The organism is Neisseria yangbaofengii, assembly GCF_014898075.1.
In the GTDB taxonomy this organism is placed as follows: domain Bacteria; phylum Pseudomonadota; class Gammaproteobacteria; order Burkholderiales; family Neisseriaceae; genus Neisseria; species Neisseria yangbaofengii.
The window spans coordinates 2,240,622-2,259,072 of record NZ_CP062976.1 but is presented as its reverse complement, the minus strand read 5'-3'; the positions used below and the strand labels follow the sequence as shown (position 1 = coordinate 2,259,072).

Annotated in this window: 12 protein-coding genes and 3 pseudogenes; 9 read left to right on the top strand and 6 right to left on the bottom strand. The window is 49.1% G+C overall.

Going from position 1 to position 18,451, the window contains the following annotated elements; genetic code table 11:
• Positions 1-103: 103 nt before the first annotated feature.
• Positions 104-2,569 (bottom strand): TonB-dependent receptor, encoded by a 2,466-nt coding sequence (locus tag H4O27_RS10970; RefSeq protein ID WP_165010947.1) that lies wholly within the window; start codon positions 2,567-2,569, stop codon positions 104-106.
• A gap of 429 nt (positions 2,570-2,998) precedes the next feature.
• Positions 2,999-4,324: a murein transglycosylase A gene (gene mltA / locus H4O27_RS10965; RefSeq protein WP_165010949.1), complete on the bottom strand. Its 1,326-nt coding sequence runs from the start codon at positions 4,322-4,324 to the stop codon at positions 2,999-3,001.
• A gap of 329 nt (positions 4,325-4,653) precedes the next feature.
• On the opposite strand from mltA, the gene efeU reads away from it, so the two are divergent.
• From efeU to H4O27_RS10925, 8 genes and pseudogenes are all read left to right on the top strand, one after another.
• The gene (gene efeU / locus H4O27_RS10960) at positions 4,654-5,469 is read left to right on the top strand and encodes an iron uptake transporter permease EfeU (RefSeq protein WP_165010951.1); all 816 of its coding nucleotides are present in this window, start codon (positions 4,654-4,656) and stop codon (positions 5,467-5,469) included.
• Between the two features lie 56 nt (positions 5,470-5,525).
• Entirely contained in the window at positions 5,526-6,686 is a 1,161-nt protein-coding gene (gene efeO, locus H4O27_RS10955; RefSeq protein ID WP_165010953.1) for an iron uptake system protein EfeO, read from the top strand.
• 427 nt (positions 6,687-7,113) lie between these two features.
• The gene (efeB, locus tag H4O27_RS10950; protein WP_165010956.1) at positions 7,114-8,382 is read left to right on the top strand and encodes an iron uptake transporter deferrochelatase/peroxidase subunit; all 1,269 of its coding nucleotides are present in this window, start codon (positions 7,114-7,116) and stop codon (positions 8,380-8,382) included.
• Between the two features lie 191 nt (positions 8,383-8,573).
• Positions 8,574-10,280, top strand: a complete 1,707-nt coding sequence (gene ftsY, locus H4O27_RS10945; RefSeq protein ID WP_165010958.1) for a signal recognition particle-docking protein FtsY — start codon at positions 8,574-8,576, stop codon at positions 10,278-10,280.
• A 179-nt stretch (positions 10,281-10,459) separates the two neighbouring features.
• Positions 10,460-10,726 carry a DUF3079 domain-containing protein gene (locus H4O27_RS10940; RefSeq protein ID WP_100562778.1) on the top strand — a complete coding sequence of 89 codons (267 nt, stop codon included), beginning with the start codon at positions 10,460-10,462 and terminating at the stop codon, positions 10,724-10,726.
• A 228-nt stretch (positions 10,727-10,954) separates the two neighbouring features.
• Entirely contained in the window at positions 10,955-11,857 is a 903-nt protein-coding gene (gene rarD, locus H4O27_RS10935) for an EamA family transporter RarD (protein ID WP_165010960.1), read from the top strand.
• 74 nt (positions 11,858-11,931) lie between these two features.
• Positions 11,932-12,138 (top strand): annotated as a pseudogene (locus H4O27_RS13205) (helix-turn-helix domain-containing protein); the annotation flags it as partial.
• Positions 12,139-12,294: 156 nt separating this feature from the next.
• Positions 12,295-13,099, top strand: a pseudogene (locus H4O27_RS10925) (IS110 family transposase); the annotation flags it as partial.
• Here H4O27_RS10925 and H4O27_RS13640 read toward each other — a convergent pair.
• The 4 genes from H4O27_RS13640 to H4O27_RS10905 form a co-directional block, all read right to left on the bottom strand.
• Positions 13,066-13,347 carry an IS630 transposase-related protein gene (locus H4O27_RS13640; protein ID WP_371870284.1) on the bottom strand — a complete coding sequence of 94 codons (282 nt, stop codon included), beginning with the start codon at positions 13,345-13,347 and terminating at the stop codon, positions 13,066-13,068. The pseudogene H4O27_RS10925 and the gene H4O27_RS13640 overlap by 34 nt on opposite strands.
• A gap of 116 nt (positions 13,348-13,463) precedes the next feature.
• Positions 13,464-13,940 carry an IS630 family transposase gene (locus H4O27_RS10915; RefSeq protein ID WP_226883549.1) on the bottom strand — a complete coding sequence of 159 codons (477 nt, stop codon included), beginning with the start codon at positions 13,938-13,940 and terminating at the stop codon, positions 13,464-13,466.
• Positions 13,941-13,977: 37 nt separating this feature from the next.
• Positions 13,978-14,286: an IS630 transposase-related protein gene (locus H4O27_RS10910; protein WP_165010422.1), complete on the bottom strand. Its 309-nt coding sequence runs from the start codon at positions 14,284-14,286 to the stop codon at positions 13,978-13,980.
• 202 nt (positions 14,287-14,488) lie between these two features.
• Positions 14,489-16,669 (bottom strand): YadA C-terminal domain-containing protein, encoded by a 2,181-nt coding sequence (locus H4O27_RS10905; RefSeq protein WP_165011104.1) that lies wholly within the window; start codon positions 16,667-16,669, stop codon positions 14,489-14,491.
• Between the two features lie 641 nt (positions 16,670-17,310).
• Here H4O27_RS10905 and H4O27_RS10900 point away from each other — a divergent pair.
• Positions 17,311-18,301 (top strand): annotated as a pseudogene (locus H4O27_RS10900) (IS30 family transposase).
• The last annotated feature ends 150 nt before the right edge of the window (positions 18,302-18,451 follow it).

Sequence of the window (18,451 nt, the reverse complement as noted above, 5' to 3'; positions counted from 1 at the left end):
AAGCCGCACGGCGTTGGCTTGGCCGTTAAACCAAAGTTCCCCGCAAAACAAGGCCGTCTGAAAATCGGGTTTTCAGACGGCCTGTTGTCGGCCTGCGTTTATTTTAGAAGGTCAGTCGTGCACCGATGCGGATATTGCGGCCGGGTTGCGGGGCTAGGTGTTTCAAAATAGCGTTGTGCGGACGGATTTCGGCGTTGCCTAAGTTGCGGGTATCGAGGAAATATTCGGCACTGCTGTTTTGACTGAGTTTGTGGCTGCGACTCAGGTAGAAATCCCAAACATTGTAGCCGCCGAAGCTGATTTCTGGGTTGATGTTGCGGCCAAGACGTTTTTGCGCTTGATAGCGGGTCAGGCTGAGAGCTGCCTGCCATTGGTTTTTCTGCCAGTTGAGGCCGATGCCGTAGCGTGAGGTCGGCATGTTCGGCATATAGGCACCGTCGTGCTTGTAACGCAGATATTGTTTCCATGCTTCGGCATCAGTCGGATCGGCTGACTGTGGTCGGTTGATTGGGCTGTTTTTGACTAAGTCGGCGAAGATTCGGGGTTCCCAGTCGCCCAATCGGCTGCTTTGCCACAGATATTTCCATTCCAATTCCAATCCGTTGATTTTGGTGCCGCTTTGTCGCCATTCTTTGACGGGTATGTTGTCTCTGGAGATACCGGTATGGCCGAGATAGAGATAATTGTTAAACTTGGTTTGGTAGTAAGCTGCATGGAAGCGGTGGTTGTGCCAATCGACATCACCGCCGAATTCCCATGTAGCCGCCTGTTCCGGCGACAGACGAGGATCGCCTTGTTCGTTGGTTAAAATAGCGAAATGGCGGTTACTGGCAAAAATTTCGTTTACTTCGGGCGCACGTTCGGAGCGGCTGTAACGGGTTTTCAGCCGCAGCGGTTGCCACGGTTGCCAAGTCAGAGCGGCTTGTCCGCTGTGCAGTGTGTAGTGGCGGTCTTTCATGTTGTGGATATAGCCTTCGTTCAGCCCCCGGCCGACAGTGTAGCCGGTTAAATCAGTTTGGTGGTGTACTTTGCCGAATCGCCAGCCCAATTCTCCTTCAAGCTGTTTCCATTTCAAATGTTCAACAGCAAACACGGCGTGTTCCCGGGTATCCGAATCGGGCATAAAGCGGTCGTCGCCTTTGCCGTCGATATGGCGGCGACGGGCATCAATACCGAATGTGCCGCGCCAGAAAGAAGCCGGACGGTGGTTGAGTTCTAAGCGTACTTGTCGGGTGCTGCTGTTGAGGTTGTTGGCAAATTGGTCGCCCAAATATTCGGCATTGTCAGTATCGGTATAGGCAGATTGGACTTTGACGTTTTCCAGCCATGAAACATCAGGGCGGTACAATCCTTCGGCAATCCAGCGGGTTTGGTCGGCTCGGATATTGATAGGTGCCAAGTCTTGGCGGGTATTGTTGGCAAGATAGGCAAAACCGGGTACGCCGTAATCAAACAAATGGCGGCTCACACCCACGCCGAGATGCCCTTTGTCGGCAATATAGCTCACACCCGCCGATACGCTTTGGTTGTGGGCGTGGCTGTTGGTCAGTTTGCCTTTCGGATTGGGGGAAATATCCTCAATGCCGGCCAACCGGTAAGATTTTTCATTTGTTTCTCCGGCACGGTATAAAGGATTGTCGGTATAGCCGTAATAACGGGTTTTTTTATAAATATCCTGTACGCTGTCGATATAGCCGTCGTCCAGCCACTGTTTCAGCCACGCCTCTCCGTTGCTTTCCAGATAGCGTTTGTCCACATAAGGAAAATATGCCCGATTAAGCACCGATTCGCTGCGGACGTTTACTTGGCAAGACTGTGCCAAAGTCGAATCAACGCCGCCGGTTTGCGGGTTAAACAGGCTATCCGCATCATGGCACACCGCCGCTTTGCTGTTGCCAGGAATTTTATATTCTGAAATTTTGCTGTTGCTGCCGTCCAAATGCCAAGCGAATTTTCCTGCTTTGCCGTCCAAACGGAATACCTGCAGCGCCGGTGTATTGTAGCCGCCGCTGATTTCCAGTTTGCCTGCAACCGGCTTGTCGGGCAGCGTATCCGTAATCAGATTGGTATGCACATCAACCGCCCCACCAACAGCCGAACCGCCGTAAAGCACCGCCGCCGAAGATTTGCGCACGGTAATTTTATCAGCCAGAAAAGGATTAACCGCAGTCGGCAGGTTGCCGTTGATGGCGGCAATATCGGACACGCCCAAACCGTTTTCACTGATATAGACCCGAGGTCCGCTCAAACTGCGGATTTGCGGCAAGCCGTTGTTGGTTCCGAAACTGTTGTTCTGTACGCCGCTGATTTGTTCCAAAGTCTGACCCAGCGAAACCGAGCGTCTGCGTTTCAAATCACTGGCGAGCAAATCGTCTTCGTCATACAGCGTTTCCCGTCCGCCTAAAAGTTGTTCCGCATTCGAATCACGGCGTTTGCCCTGCACATGAACGGTTGCCAATTCATGTTCCTGCGCCGATGCACCCTCGTCTTGTGCCGATGCAGAAACAGAAAACGCTGCTAAAACCGACACACTCAAGGCCGTTTGAAAAAAATGATGGGGAATATTCATGATGTAAAGAATGTTTAAAGTTAGTAATGTTATATTATAACATAAATAGACACCAAAATCCCATTGGAGTGAACGGTGTTTGTTTGGTTGGAGGGTATTTATATAAAATATTATTTTTTTAAGTTTTTCAAATGGAGCTCAGTCCTGATCCGGCTTGTTCTTGCCCTGATTTTCAGACGGCATCAATATAAAATTCACAGAAAATATGCATGGGTATGAACGCTATAGTGAATTCACTATATTATAAAGATATGTGTATGCGTTGGCGGGCATGTGTCCGTTGATACAGCGGCTTCACTGAATTTTTAGTATATTCTTAATTCACTCTATCTGTTATTAGCTTACACAAACCCGACAAAAGTTACCCGCAAAGCAAGGCCGTCTGAAAATCGGGTTTTCAGACGGCCTTGTTTTTATTTCCGGCAAGGGTTAAGGCCGGTATTCCGGTGTCATGCTGTTGGGCAGCAGTTGCCACACATAGCCGGTGGTTTTCTGTTTGCCGGCGATGTTGCCGGCTTCGTCGCCGTAGCCCCAGAAGTAGTCCACACGCACGGCGCCTTTGATGGCGCTGCCGGTGTCTTGCGCCATAATCAGGCGGTTGAGGGCTTTGTTGGTAACAGGGTGGGCGGTGGCCACGAACAAAGGTGCGCCCAGCGTGATGTAGTGGCGGTCGACGGCACCGGCGTATTCGCCCATCAATGGTGTTCCCAATGCGCCGACGGGGCCTTGGTCGCCGCTGCCGTCTAATTTACGGAAGAAGATGTAGCTCGGGTTTTGTCCCAAGACTTCGGCCAGGCGGTGGGTGTTTTGCTGCATGTAGGCTTTGATGCCCTGCATGGTGGTTTGACCCAAAGTCAGGTAGCCGCGGTCAGCCATGTAGCGGCCGATGGATACATAAGAATATTCGTTTTTATCGGCAAAACCGAGACGCACATATTCGCCTTTCGGGGTTTTCAGACGGCCTGAACCTTGGATGTGCATAAAAAAGAGTTCAACCGGATCATCGGCGTAACCCAAAATCGGCGCTTTGCCGTTGAGCGCGCCGGCGTTGATTTGCGCGCGGGTGTGGTACGGAATGAACTGGTTGCCGACAAAACGGCCTTTAATCGAAGTCGATCGGGCGGTAATCGGGAATTGCGACAGGTCGGCGGTGTGGGTGCCGTTGGCTGCAATCACGCCGCTGTTTTGGCCGGTTTGGCGCACGCGCACGATGCCTTTGCTGTTGTGCAGGGCGGACGACAGCGGCACGGAAACAAAATCATACGGAATGCCGTAAATCGGGAAACGCGCTTTGTTGGTCTGCACGGTGTCGCCGTGTAATACCGGTTCGTAATAGCCGGTGACGGTGCCGGCTTGCGAGCCGTTACCGCTCACTTGCCATGGGGTGAAATAGCGTTCGAAAAACGATTTGGCGGCGGCTTGGTTCAACCGGGTTTGCGCAGCTTGGGCGCATACGTCTTGCCAGCCTTGACGGTTTTTCAGTCTGTCGCAACCAAGTTTGAACGATTGCAGGCTTTTGACGAAATCTTGGCTGTTCCATTGCGGCATGGCGTTATGCGGCACGGCGAGATAGGCAGCATTGCCGCCCGGTGTGAAAGTGGTGCCGACCGGGTGCGGCGTGCCGGTCGGGCGGTCGGGGCCGCTGATTACGGTTTGGTCGACGGACGGTAATTTTTTGACGCTCTTGCTCGGGCAAGCGGCCAGTAAGGCGGCGGTGATGCCCAATAAAGCAGCGCGGAACAGAGTTTTCTTCATGGCTTTTTTCAAGTCGTTAAAGGCCGTCTGAACACGAGTTTCAGACGGCGTGGAAAACAGGGAAACGGCACAGCGGCATAAACAGCCGCTTGCCTGCGGAGTTTGATTCTAGCACAGAATCGCCGCCTGCCTGCGGATTAGGCCGTCTGAGTGTCATGCTGTTTTGATGTGTTATACGGCAAACATATTCGCACAATATTAAAAAATTTAATGGCAAATACCATTTTAAGAAATAAAAATAATTTGCATTTGCTTAACTATAAGAATATAAATATCTTAATAAGATAAGATGAGTAACATATTTATTTTACTTTAGAAAGCTATTTGTCATGTTGGTTGCTTTTCTCATTATGCTGCGTGAAGGCATAGAAGCGGCATTGATTGTCGGTATTGTCGCCGGTTTTTTAAAACAGTCGGGACACACACGCCTGATGCCGAAAGTGTGGTTGGGTGTGATTTTGGCAGCGTTGCTGTGTTTGGGTTTGGGTTGGGGTATTCACCGTGCCACCGGTGAAATTCCGCAAAAGCAGCAGGAATTGGCGGTAGGTGTGATTGGTTTGGTGGCGGTGGCGATGCTGACCTATATGGTTTTGTGGATGAAAAAAGCTGCCAAATCGATGAAACACCATTTGCGCGATTCGGTTCAGGCGGCCTTAAACCAAGGAAAAGGCCAGGGTTGGGCGTTGGTCGGTATGGCGTTTTTGGCAGTGGCGCGTGAAGGTTTGGAAAGCGTTTTTTTTCTGTTGGCCGTGTTTCAGCAAAGCCCGACGGCAGCCATGCCTATTGGTGCGGTTGCAGGTTTGGTTGCTGCGGTGGTGATCGGATATCTGTTGTATCAGGGCGGCATACGTTTGAATTTAACGAAGTTTTTCCGTTGGACGGGTGTGTTTTTAATTTTAGTGGCTGCCGGTTTGCTGGCCGGAGCATTGCGTGCCCTGCATGAAGCGGGGGTGTGGAATCATTTGCAGGGTGTTGTGTTTGACTCATCGGCCTATCTGCATGAAGACAGTCCGCTCGGTGTGGTTTTGGGTGGCTTTTTCGGCTACACCGACCATCCGACACAGGGGGAAGTATTGGTATGGTTGCTGTATTTGGTGCCGGTCATGATTTGGTTCTGGCGCGATACGCGTGTCGGACTGAAGTAATCATTTCAGACGGCATAATCATTTGTTTTGTGAAAACATGAAAAAAGGTATATAAAATGAAGACTTTGAATCTGACTGCTGTGTCTGTGCTTCTGGCTCTGGGCTTAACTGCCTGCCAACCGCCAGAAGCCGAACAATCTGCCGCTCCGGCCAACGCTCCGGCAGCCAATGCGGATGGTTCGGTAAATGTTGCAGTAAACGATACCGCTTGCGAACCAATGGAATTGACCGTGCCCAGCGGCCAGACTGTGTTCAACATCAAAAACAACAGCGGCCGCAAGTTAGAATGGGAAATCCTCAAAGGTGTGATGGTGGTGGACGAACGTGAAAACATTGCGCCGGGTTTGTCCGACAAAATGACCGTTACCCTGCTGCCGGGCGAATATGAAATGACCTGCGGCCTGTTGACCAATCCGCGTGGCAAACTGATAGTCACCGACAGTGGTTTTGTTGATAAAGGCAACGAAGCAGATATGGAAAAATTGGCACAACCATTAGCCGATTACAAAGTGTATGTACAAAACGAAGCCAAAGATTTGGTTGCCAAAACAGCTAAATTCGTGGCGGCAGTCAAAGCCAAAGACATTGAAAAAGCCAAATCGCTGTTTGCTTCTACGCGTTATCACTACGAGCGTATCGAACCGATTGCCGAATTGTTTAACGAGCTGGATCCGGCCATTGATGCGCGTGAAGACGATTTTAAAGACGGCGCGAAGGATGCGGCTTTTACCGGGTTTCACCGCATTGAATACGCATTGTGGATAGATAAAGATGTAACCGGTGTGCAAGCGGTTGCCGATAAATTAAATGAGGACGTGCAAAAGCTGCAAAAAGAAATTGATATGCTCAATTTCCCGCCAAGTAAAGTGGTTGGCGGTGCGGCAGTTTTGATTGAGGAGGTGGCCGGCAGTAAAATCAGCGGCGAAGAAGACCGTTACAGCCGCACTGATTTAAGCGACTTCCAAGCCAACGTAGAAGGTGCGGAAAAAATCGTCGAATTATTCCGCACGCAGATTGCGGAAAAAGACCAAGCCTTGTTGAACAAGGTTGATGCCAATTTTAAACAGGTTAATGAAGTATTGGCGAAATACAAAACTGCCGACGGCTTTGAAGCTTATGACAAACTTAGTGAAGCCGACCGCAAAACCCTACAGGCTCCCATCAATACTTTGGCGGAAGAATTGGGTAAATTGCGCGGTACTTTAGGCTTGGATTAAAGGCTTGGAATGCAGTAGCCAAGCAGGCGGAAGCACAAAAACCTCCCTGCCTCCGCCTGCTGTTTTAAAATATAATAATCTGTTTTAAAAAAGATATTTTAAATTATTGAATGATTTTTCAGGCTGAATTGTTACATACAAAAAGCGTCTGAAAGATGGGAGGTAAAAGATGAGATTGCTGGTGTTTTTGTTGCTTGGGCGCTCTCTAAATTATTTTTCGGCGGTATCCATGGCCGGCACGCGCCTTGGATTTACCCAATGCGAGATTGTGGATCAGTCTGCCCATTGCTTTGCTTATCGGTTTATTGCCGGCTAAAAAATCGGCCGCCGACCGCCTCAAAATTAATTTCAGACGGCACTGCCTATGTGAAGGCATTAGAGACAGACATCACGCGATCCGATTAACCTTTTTGACAAGAGCAATGACATGAAATCAAACCAACCTGCCCAGCCGGCCAAACGAGCCTTATTTAAAACTGCATTGGCCGCCGGAGTGTTCGGCGTAGCCGGCGGTTATTTTGTTGGCGAACGTCGTGGCAGTCAGGCCACTGTCGAACATTACACCCGCCATTCAGCCCAAACATACGGTTGCCACGGCATTCATCAAGCCGGTATCACCACGCCGCATCAGCTTTTCGGCATCATGTGTGCATTTGATGTGACCGCCCGCGATGTGAAAGAACTGGAAAAACTGTTCCGTATTTTGACCGCCCGTATTGAATTTCTTACCCAAGGCGGCGAATACCAAGACTCTGACGAAAAAATGCCGCCTGCCAGCAGTGGCTTGCTCGGTAAATCGTTCCGTCCGGACGGCTTGACGATTACCGTCGGTGTCGGTAGCAGTTTGTTTGACGAGCGTTATGGTTTGGCAGCCAATAAGCCGGTTCATTTACAGGAAATGCGTGATTTCCCTAATGACAAGCTGCAAAAAGATTGGTGTGACGGCGATTTAAGCATTCAATTTTGTGCGTTTTCTCCCGAGACCTGCCAAGCTGCTCTGCGTGATATTTTGAAACATACCGCGCAGTTTGCCATCATCCGTTGGAGCATAGACGGCTTTCTGCCTAAGGCGGAACCGCAAGCCTTGGCGGCACGCAACCTTTTGGGCTACCGTGACGGCTCTGGTAATCCCGATGTAGCCGATCCGAAAATTGCCGAACAAGTATTGTGGACAGGGGTGGCCGCCAATAGCCGAGACGAACCGCAATGGGCAAAGAATGGCAGCTATCAAGCTGTACGCATCATCCGCCATTTTGTTGAGTTTTGGGATCGTACGCCGCTGCAAGAGCAAAATGCCATTTTTGGCCGAGAAAAATACACCGGCGCGCCACTTGATGGCAAACAGGAAAGCGACACCGCTGACTTTGCCAAAGACCCCGAAGGCAAAGTTACGCCAAAAGACAGCCACATGCGTATTGCCAATCCGCGCGATCACGAGTTTATGAAAAAACATTTGCTGTTCCGCCGTGCGTTTAACTACTCACGCGGCCTGTCCAAAGCGGGACAACTGGATGTCGGGCTGATTTTTATCGCTTATCAAGCCAATCTTTCAGACGGTTTTATCTTTGTACAAAATCTGCTTAACGGCGAACCGCTTGAAGAATACATCAGTCCGTTTGGCGGAGGCTATTTCTTCATTCTGCCGGGATTTGAAAAAGGCGGTTTTTTAGCGCAAGGAATGTTAGGGATGTCGTAAATAAAGTGGTTGCCAAGTGCCAGAAAAAGGCCGTCTGAACAATAGTGTTTCAGACGGCCTTTAAATTGTAAACACGACATTTATACGGCTAAGATTTAAGCCGATATGATTATGCGCGGCATACTGCCCATCTCAACAAAATACGCTACAATAGCCCTTATTTCTCAAGCATTTTATTTTAAGGAACCGCCATGTTCGATTTCTTCCGCCGCAAAAAACAGGAAAACCCTGCTCCCGAAGAAACAGTTAAGCCCGCACTTCAGCACAGCGAGCAAACCGCCGCCGGCGAGCCGGCCCAATCAGTAGAAGAAATGCTGGCGGCGCTGGAAAATGCGTTTGCCAAGGCAGCGGCGGAAAAATCGCAGGCCGTGCCGCCGACTGAAGAAATTTCAGTTGAAAATATTGAAAATCAATCAGTTGAAGCAGAAATTTTGGCAAAACAAACGCAAACCGAAACACTGATTGATGACGTTCAAGCTGAAGCAGAAACGTCTGCAGAAATGCCGTTTGAGCGCATTGCAGCGCAAATCAAAGTGGCGGATGATGTCTCTATTAAAGATAGGAACGCGGAAGAAATCGTCTTAAGCGACGATGGCAAAGTGGTGATTGATTATGTACAAGTGCCGGAAGGCACTGCAGTGGTTTCGGTGACCCCGGAGCAGGCAGAAGCCATTGCTGATGAGCATGAAAACACTGTTGAACCTTCCGAAGCCGTGCCATCAGCAGAATCGCACGTTCGGCCGCAAGCAGCAGAAGAAGCGGAAATCCAGACTTGGGAAACCACCTTCCCTGAACCGGAAACCGAACAAACCCAAGCAGAGGAAGCCGGGCCTGCAGAAGCGGTTAATACGCAGGAACATATTGAAATTGAAGAAGTTAAGTTGGATGAATCACCTGAAGAAACGCCGTCTAAAAGCGTATTGGCTACTGCGGTAACGACGGACACAGCCGCGCAAGCCGTGGCGGAAGAAGACCATGCGCAAAACAAATTAAGCTGGGCTTCGCGCTTGAAACAGGGATTGGCCAAATCGCGCGACAAAATGGCCAAATCGCTGGCGGGTGTGTTCGGCGGCGGAAAAATCGACGAAGATTTGTATGAAGAGTTGGAAACCGTGCTGATTACCAGCGATATGGGGATGGAAGCGACCAATTCTTTGATGAAAGACGTGCGCGACCGTGTAAGCTTGAAAGGCTTGAAAGACGGCGGAGAATTGCGCGGTGCCTTGAAAGATGCCATTTACGATTTAATTAAGCCTTTGGAGCAGCCGCTGGTGCTGCCCGAAAGCAATGAGCCGTTTGTGATTATGCTGGCGGGCATCAACGGTGCGGGTAAAACCACATCCATCGGCAAGCTGGCGAAATATTTCCAATCGCAGGGCAAATCGGTGCTGCTGGCGGCTGGCGACACCTTCCGTGCGGCGGCGCGCGAGCAGTTGCAGGAATGGGGCGAGCGCAACAACGTCACCGTGATTTCACAATCCACCGGTGATTCGGCGGCAGTATGTTTCGATGCGGTGCAGGCGGCCAAAGCGCGCGGCATCGATATTGTACTGGCCGATACTGCCGGCCGCCTGCCGACTCAATTGCACCTGATGGAAGAAATCAAAAAAGTGAAACGCGTGCTGCAAAAAGCCATACCCGATGCGCCGCATGAAATCATCGTGGTGTTGGATGCCAACATCGGCCAAAATGCGGTCAACCAAGTGAAAGCCTTCGACGAAGCTTTGGGTTTGACCGGCTTGATTGTTACCAAACTCGACGGCACGGCCAAAGGCGGCATTCTGGCTGCGCTGGCCGGCAGCCGCCCGATTCCTGTGCGCTATATCGGTGTAGGCGAACGCATCGATGACTTACGCCCGTTTGACGCACGGGCGTTTGTAGATGCGCTGTTGGATTGATTGAGCGTGATATGAATTGAGGCCGTCTGAACAGGTTTGGCGCAAACCGTGTTCAGACGGCCTTAACCTTTCTTAAAGTCAAACGTAAAAAGCCGTATAAAACAACCATCTGTGCGGTAAAACCCTTTATAATGCCAATTCATAAACATAACAACAATCTCAATCAAGGATACACAGGCATGGCCAAGAAGTTTCCGATTTTTCCCAAAGCACCGGAGCGGATTTGCTGGGGCTGCGACAAATATTGCCGGGAAGACGATTTGCAGTGCGGCAATGGCTGCGAGCGAATTCAGCACCCGATTGAATTAGACGGCCGCGATTGGTATAAGACCGGCGACTGGAGCAATCTGTTGAGCGACGAGCAGCAAATCGAGCTGGGTTTGAAAGAAGCGCCGAAAGCGGCCAAACCGCACATCAAGCTGCCGTTGAAAAATAAAACGGTTTAATAGTTTAATAGATTGAAAGGCCGTCTGAAGGTTTCAGATGGCCTGGGAATTTTGAAAAAACTCATCAACAATCAAAACAGTCGTCATTATCGGGCCAATCCCGATAATGACGTTGCTTTGAGTTTACTGATGATTAAAGGTTTTGCAAAAGTCTCGTTCTGTTGTACTTTTCCTTCAAGGTGGGCGTAAAATGCCTGCCTGTTTTCTTTTGTTTTGAATCCGCATCTTATGAATATCCAATCCGACGAATACCGCAAAGGCCTGTTGTACGCACTGGGCTGCTACCTGATTTGGGGCATTTTTCCGCTCTATTGGTATCCCATCACCCGCACGGCTATCGGTGCCGATCAGATTTTGGCGCAACGCATTTGCTGGTCGGCGGTGTTTGCGCTGGGTGTGTTGGTATTTAAAGGGCAGATCGGCACGCTTTGGCAGGCGGTGCACAACCGAAAATTGCTGCTGACTTTTGTCGGTTCGGCGTTTGCCATTTCGCTCAATTGGCTGGTTTACCTTTGGGCGATTACCAATAATCATATTCTCGATGCCAGCTTGGGCTATTTTATTTCGCCGCTGGTGAATGTGTTGTTCGGCTTTCTGTTTTTCAAAGAAAAGCTCAATCGCACGCAGCTGTCGGCAATTGCCTTGGCGGTGGCCGGCATTTTGTGGCTGGCGGTGCCGGCCGGACACATTCCGTGGGTGTCGTTGCTGTTGGCGGGCAGCTTCGGCGTGTACAGCTTGTTGCGCAAACTCGCGCCGCTGGATGCGCTCACCGGCATGACTTTGGAAACACTGGTTTTGGTGCCGTTTGCGTTGGGCTATTTGTTATGGGTGGCGCAACAGGGCAATTTGGTGTTCGGCAGTCTGGCGCCGCTGCCCTTGGCGGTGTTGATTGGGTCGGGCGTGGTGACGGTGTTGCCGCTGTTGCTGTTTGCCGCAGGTGCCAAGCGTATTTCCATGAGTGATTTGGGCATGATTCAATATGTGTCGCCGAGTATGCAGTTTTTCTTGGGGCTGACTTTGTTCGGCGAGGCATTCAGCCTGCAAAAATTCACCGGCTATGCGTGGGTGTGGCTGGGGATTGCGGTGTATTTGTTTGGTGTGGTGCTGGCGAAGAAAGCACGGGTTGGTTGAACTTGCCGTCATAAATTGAACAGGCCAGCGGATTCGCCTATCAAGTGTAACATTGCAAAACAGGAAAGATTGCAATGCGCTACACACAACTGACCCAAGACGAACGATACCACATTCAGCACCATTAACGCCACCAATCCATCACACAAATCGCACAAACGATCGGCCGCCACAAAAGCACCATCAGCCGCGAAATCAAACGCCATAGCCAAAACCAAGACTATCGCGCCGCCTCAGCACAACAGCAAAGCCGCCAACGCAAACAGAAAAAGCGCGATCCCTTGTATATTAAAACCAACGTAAAATATCAAGCAATTAACTTATATGTATTTCGTGCGGTCCCAAGAGTCAAGCCCTCACCCACACTCGTACTGTAGCTTTGAGAGCAGATAAGCACCCATCAACACAACCGAACAGTTGCCCGACAACACAACCGAATGCAAGGCAGGTTTATGATGAGTACCACAATCGCAAATTACGGCGGCATTGATATTGCCAAACGAAACTTCGTTATCGGTGTTTCATCTTTGCGTAAAACCAAAACTGAAACCAATAACCCCAAAGGCTTTAATCATGCCATTGAATACCTTCAACAACATTAGGTTAAACTGGTAGTTTTGGAAAGCACAGGTGGTTTGGAAGTGCCGCTCGCCAAAGCACTTCACCGCGCAGGTATTGATGTAATTATTACCAATCCACGTCAAACACACCAATTTGCCCAATCTCAATCTTTGACCAAAACCGATGCCAAAATGCTCGCCTTTTACGCACAAATGCTGGCACAACGAGCAGACTTGCCCACTTTGCTGTACCAACCACCCAGCGAAGCCGAAGAAGTGCTGGAAGCATTGCTCAATCGGCGCAATCAGTTGGTGGATATACGAACGGCTGAAAAAAACCGTCTGGAACAAGTACATTGCAGCCAAGTAAAAAGTGTTGAACAGATGATTGCCCATTTAACCCGACTGATTGACGATTTGGACAGGCAAATTGATGACCACAACCAAACCCATTTTGGTGATAAAGCTGAATTAATTTAGAAAATCAAAGAGGTTGGTAGCATTACAACAGCCGCTTTATTGTCCATGCTGCCTGAATTGGGCAAGGTGTCGTATAAAAAACACCGGCTTGGTGGGCGTTGCACCGCACCCAAAAGAGAGCGGAACAACGAAATTCAAAAGCCGTTGCTTTGGCGGTCGTTCAGTTGTTCATAAAACGCTGTATATGGCTGCGGTGGTGGCGGTTGGTCTTTTTTTGTAGCTGATGCTGTATCGCTTTAATGCTTTGTGTATGGCGGTATGGGAACAGCCAAAGCGTTGCGCTCTTTCATAGCAATAGGCATCGGGATAACGCTCAACATCTTCGAGCAGTGCTTGGGCGCTGATTTTGCGGGTTTTCCGTTGCTTCGGAGGGGTTTGAGGAGCCGGAGGGCGTTTCCAAAGCGTGATGGTGGAGATGGCGATGCCGAATTCTTTTGCGGCTCTGCGAATCGTCCATCCTTGACGGAGTTTTTTGAGTACGGGTTGTTTGAAGTATTCTGAATAGGCCGTGGTGGAATTGTATCGAAGAATATGTTTATTTGCTATATATAGTCAATCTCATGAATTTAAATAACACTCCTAAACAACTCATCCACAGACACCACCCCAAGTTTTCTCCGTCTCGCCTTTAACCAAGCCCATTTCTTTTCGATTGGATTCAAGTCGGGACTGTAAGGCGGCATCCATAGGACGGTATGCCCCTTTTCCTTCAGCAAGGCTTCTGCCTTACCCTTATGAAACGCAGCATTGTCCATCACCACCACATTCTCGGGCGGCAGTTGCGGGATCAGTAACCGTTCTACCCAAGTGTCGAATATCCTGCTGTTGATGGAACAGTCAAACAAACCGACCGCAAACAGTTGATTATCATACAGCGCACCGATGGCATTAGTCTGATTACGTCCCTGCTGGTCATGGGTATCAATACACCGTCTGCCTTTTGGGGCATAACCGTAAGGACGGTGGACGGAAGCTCTGAATCCGCTTTCGTCCAGCCAAACAATCGGACGTTCTTTCAGTTGGAAACGGTGTCTGAGTCTGATAAAGCGTTTTCTGAGCTGAACATCTGCTTTGGGGTGTTTATTGGTCTTTTTTTCGGCTGATTCCGTATCTTTTCAATGCCTGGTGAATGCCGTTGGTCGAACAGTTGAGCCGTTGTGCCCGTTCGTAGCAATAGGCATCGGGGTATTGTTCGACGTCTCTAAGCAGTGCTTCTTTGGTAATTTTGAGGGGTTTTCTGTCTTTGGGATAGCCTTTGGGAATGGGATTCTTTTTCCATTTGAACACGGTATCGCTGCCGATGCCAAGCTCTTTGGCTACTTGACGGATGGAGAGGCCTTGGGCGAGTTTGGCTAAGGCGAGTTGGCGAAAGTCTGTTGAATAGGTCATGGGGGAGATTGTAATTTATATTAGGGGGATTGACTATATGCGGCTTTGCCGTGCTTTTCGGCATTCTTGGCAACACTCGGAAATCCCGAAACGGGTCTTCAAACACAAAAGAAAAAGTGTAAACAACGCCGGAATTTTCTACAAACCCCGTAAAAAAACCCGCAGCCAAAGCTGCGGGTCGGTCCGGATTTTATGAAGGAAATTACCACTCGTAGTTCAGACCTACGTTGTAAGATGCAGAACCGCCGGAAGAAGTACCGACTGCGACACCTGCTTTGGCAGCAAAGTTTTCGTTAAAGCGGTAGCCTGCACCAACTGCAACCGCGGTATCGGATTTGAAACCACCCAAAGCGGCAGTAACGTTAAATTTACCGACGCTGTAAGGTTGGAACAGACCGCTGAGGGCTGCCTGAGCAGCAAAACCTTGACGGGTTTCTTTACGCAGATTGGCGACGTTTTTATCCAAGCTGTCAATACGTGCAGTATTTTTAGCGATGTTCGCGGCGTGCTGGCTGCTTGTAGTTTTCAGTTCAACAATTTGCGCCGCATTGGCAGTGGCGGTTTTTTGTGCTGCAACTGCCGCAATTTGCGCGGTTTCCACGTCAGCTTTATCAGCTTTGGTTGCAATTGCTTTTGTATTAGCGTTTACATCGTTGCTGATTTCACCAATGGCTTGCTCGGTTAATTTCAATGCTGCTGTGTTTTTGCTGACATCAACTGCCAAGTCTGCTACATCTTTGCTTGCTTGTTCGACTTGTCCAGTAATGGTGTCGATTTTGGCAGCGGCATCTACCGCTTTATCGGCGGCATTTTCGGCTGCTTTCACTTTGCCGTCAACATTGGCGGCAAGTTGGGTTACTTTTTCTTCGGCAGCTTGGGCTGAATTTTTTGCGTCAGCTGCATCTTTGCCGATTGTTGCCAATGCTGTTTCGTGCTGGCTGACTAAGGGTGAGATTCTTGCCAATTCATTTTTCACGCCCAGTCCGTCAAATCCGGCTTTTTTAACATCCTCTTCGGTAGCGGCGCGGACGACTTTAGAACCATCGTCGTTGGTGGCAACAATTTGATCACCGGCTTTAAAGCCGTTGAGGTCTTGAGCGTTTTCCGCTGCCAGAGTTGAAGTTTTAGTCAGCAATTCGCTGTTTTGGTTAACGACTTCCGCAGTGTTTGCCAATGCTTCGGCGTGATCCACGATGAGCTGCTTGGCTTCTGCCAATACTTCTTCGTGTTCCGTAACCACTGCTTTCAAGCCTTTTCCGTCAAATCCGGCTTTTTTCACATCATCTTCGGTAGCAGCACGGACGACTTTAGAACCGTCGTCGTTGGTGGTGACAATTTGATCACCGGCTTTAAAGCCGTTGATATTTTGGGCGTTTTCCGCTGCCAGAGTTGTAGTCATAGTCAGCAATTCGCTGTTTTGGTTAACGACTTCCGCAGTGTTTGCCAATGCTTCGGCGTGATCCACGATGAGCTGCTTGGCTTCTGCCAATACTTCTTCGTGTTCCGTAACCACTGCTTTCAAGCCTTTTCCGTCAAATCCGGCTTTTTTCACATCATCTTCGGTAGCAGCACGAACGACTTTAGAACCGTCGTCGTTGGTGGCAACAATTTGATCACCGGCTTTAAAACCTTTGATTTCTTGAGTATTTTCCGCTGCCAGAGTTGCAGTCATAGTCAGAAAATCGCTGTTTTGGTTAACGACTTCCGCAGTGTTTGCCAATGCTTCGGCGTGATCCACGATGAGCTGCTTGGCTTCTGCCAACACTTCTTCGTGTTCTGCAACCACTGCTTTCAAGCCCTGTCCGCCGAACTTGTCGTTTTTAACGTCTTCTTCCGTAGCCTTTTTGAAGGCTTTACTGCCGTTTTGGGAAACGATGATGGTGTCGCCTTCTTTAAAACCGTTGAGGTCCTGATGATATTCCGTAAAGGACTCGGCGGATTTGTGAATAATTTGCTCCAATACGTTTTGCGTTTTGACTAAATCGGTTTTATTGGCTTTGATTGCTTCGCTGTTTTCTTTGACTGCCGCCCTCAAGCCTTTTCCGCCGAAATCGTCTTTAGTTGCATCATCTTCGGTAGCAGACCGGATAACTTTGGATCCATCGGCATTGGTAACGGCGATAAAGTCTTTGCCGGCAGTAAAGCCGTTGATTGTTTGGTTCATTTCCATGATTTTCGGCAACAGGGCTTCGCTATCTTTTTTGAAAGTTACTGTGCCGGCATCCGGATCGTATGTTGTGTCTTTACCGAAAACAGCGGCAAATGCTGCCTGCCCCTGCTTGGCTTCATCGCCTGTAAAGCCTTGTTCCGCTGCGCCTACCGCGCCACTCGCTATGGCTGCCGCAACAGCCAGACTCAATGCTTTTACGTTGAATTTTTTCATATTTTTTACCTTTTTTGGTGGGTGTAAGGACGTTGTTTCTTTTCTGGCGGCCCCCGTAAACTGAAAAAGGATGAGACCGTTGAATACACGGTATTGATAGTCGCCAAGAAAAGTTTCAATACATATTGTAAAAGTATGAAATTAAAAATCAAGGTTTACGTCATTTTTTTTATGACGGAAGGTGAGGGATGCAGGCAGATATTTTCCAGTTTGCCGGAATGTTTTTTTTTGCCGCTTATGATAAAAAAATAATAAGCGAATGAAATATATGAATTTTTGATTTGGTTTTGTGCTTTTTCACTGTTCGGGACATTATCTTGGGTAAATCATTTTGCATATTGGTTTCATAAGTTTGTGGGAAAAAAAAGACAGGCGGTATTTTTTTTGATTATTTGGATATTTTTTAGAATAGGCAGTCCATAATGACGGATGCGGATGACGAGGATTTTGTAGAGATTTGAGGACCGGCTTGGCTGTTTTGACGGACGCGGATGGAATTAACTTCCTGATTTTGGGATACAACCGCTGATAAGGCAGAGGGAAGGGAAAGGCCGGCGGATTCGCCTATCAAGTGCAACATTGCAAAACAGAAAAGGTCAGTATGCGGCAGCATACTGTCTTTCCCGACAAGAAAGATTGCAATGCGCTACACACAACCGACCCAAGACGAACGATACCACATTCAGCATCATTACCGCCACCAAACCATCACACAAATCGCACAAACGCTCGGCCGCCACAAAAGCACCGTCAGCCGCGAAATCAAACGCCATAGCCAAAACCAAGACTATCGCGCCGCCCCGGCACAACAGCAAAGCCGCCAACGCAAACAGAAAAAGCGCGGTCCATACAAAATGACCGCACAACTACATCGGACAGATCAACACCCTTATCCGTCAAAAACCCAGCCCGCAGCAAATATGCGGATACCTCGGAAAACACCACCAAATCAAGCTCCACCACAGCACCGTTTACCGCAACCTGCACCAAAACAGAAACAACGGCGGCACATTATGGCGACACCTCAGAATATGCAGCAAACCCTACCGTAAAAAATACGGCAGCAAAACATGGACCAGAGGCAAAGTTCCCGACCGCGTCGGTATCGAACACCATCCCAAAACCGTCAACAACAGAACGCGCATCGGCGACTGGGAAGCCGACGCCATCATCGGCAAAGACCAAAAAAGCGCACTGCCGACCTTAGCCGAACGCGTTACCCGTTACACCATCATCTGCAAGTTGAAGGACTTCAAAGCCGAAGACACCGCCAACGCCGTCATCAGCGCATTGAAGGCGCATAAAGACAGGGTACACACGATTACAATGGACAACGGCAAAGAGTTTTACCGGCACAAAAAAACCGCTGACGCATTGAAAGCAGAAACCTATTTCTGCAGCCCCTACCACTCTTGGGAGAAGGGAACGAACGAAAACACCAACGGACTGATACGCCAATACTTCCCGAAACAGACGGATTTCAGGAAAATCAGCGGGAAGGAAATCCGGCAGGTTCAAGATGAACCGAACCACCGTCCAAGAAAAACACTTGGCTATGAAACACCAAGTGTTTTATTCTTGAATATCTTCCAACCTCTGTTAACAGAGGTTGCACTTGAAAAGAGAAAGTAAGGCCGTCTGAAAGATTTCAAGTTTTTCAGACGGCCTTTTGCATGGTTGAATGCTTGATTCGATTTGGCCTTTATTTTACATTCGCATCATAATTCTCTAACGATTACGATGGGGCAGAAAACTTATGATCCGCACCGCCTTAACTTACTA

What these genes read in the sequence shown, in the direction of transcription:
- efeB (WP_165010956.1), top strand. Translation starts at nt 7,114, where the DNA reads ATGAAATCAAACCAACCTGCCCAGCCGGCCAAACGAGCCTTATTTAAA.
- mltA (WP_165010949.1), bottom strand. Translation starts at nt 4,324, where the DNA reads ATGAAGAAAACTCTGTTCCGCGCTGCTTTATTGGGCATCACCGCCGCC.
- efeU (WP_165010951.1), top strand. Translation starts at nt 4,654, where the DNA reads ATGTTGGTTGCTTTTCTCATTATGCTGCGTGAAGGCATAGAAGCGGCA.
- rarD (WP_165010960.1), top strand. Translation starts at nt 10,955, where the DNA reads ATGAATATCCAATCCGACGAATACCGCAAAGGCCTGTTGTACGCACTG.
- H4O27_RS10905 (WP_165011104.1), bottom strand. Translation starts at nt 16,669, where the DNA reads ATGAAAAAATTCAACGTAAAAGCATTGAGTCTGGCTGTTGCGGCAGCC.
- H4O27_RS10910 (WP_165010422.1), bottom strand. Translation starts at nt 14,286, where the DNA reads ATGACCTATTCAACAGACTTTCGCCAACTCGCCTTAGCCAAACTCGCC.
- H4O27_RS10970 (WP_165010947.1), bottom strand. Translation starts at nt 2,569, where the DNA reads ATGAATATTCCCCATCATTTTTTTCAAACGGCCTTGAGTGTGTCGGTT.
- ftsY (WP_165010958.1), top strand. Translation starts at nt 8,574, where the DNA reads ATGTTCGATTTCTTCCGCCGCAAAAAACAGGAAAACCCTGCTCCCGAA.
- efeO (WP_165010953.1), top strand. Translation starts at nt 5,526, where the DNA reads ATGAAGACTTTGAATCTGACTGCTGTGTCTGTGCTTCTGGCTCTGGGC.
- H4O27_RS10940 (WP_100562778.1), top strand. Translation starts at nt 10,460, where the DNA reads ATGGCCAAGAAGTTTCCGATTTTTCCCAAAGCACCGGAGCGGATTTGC.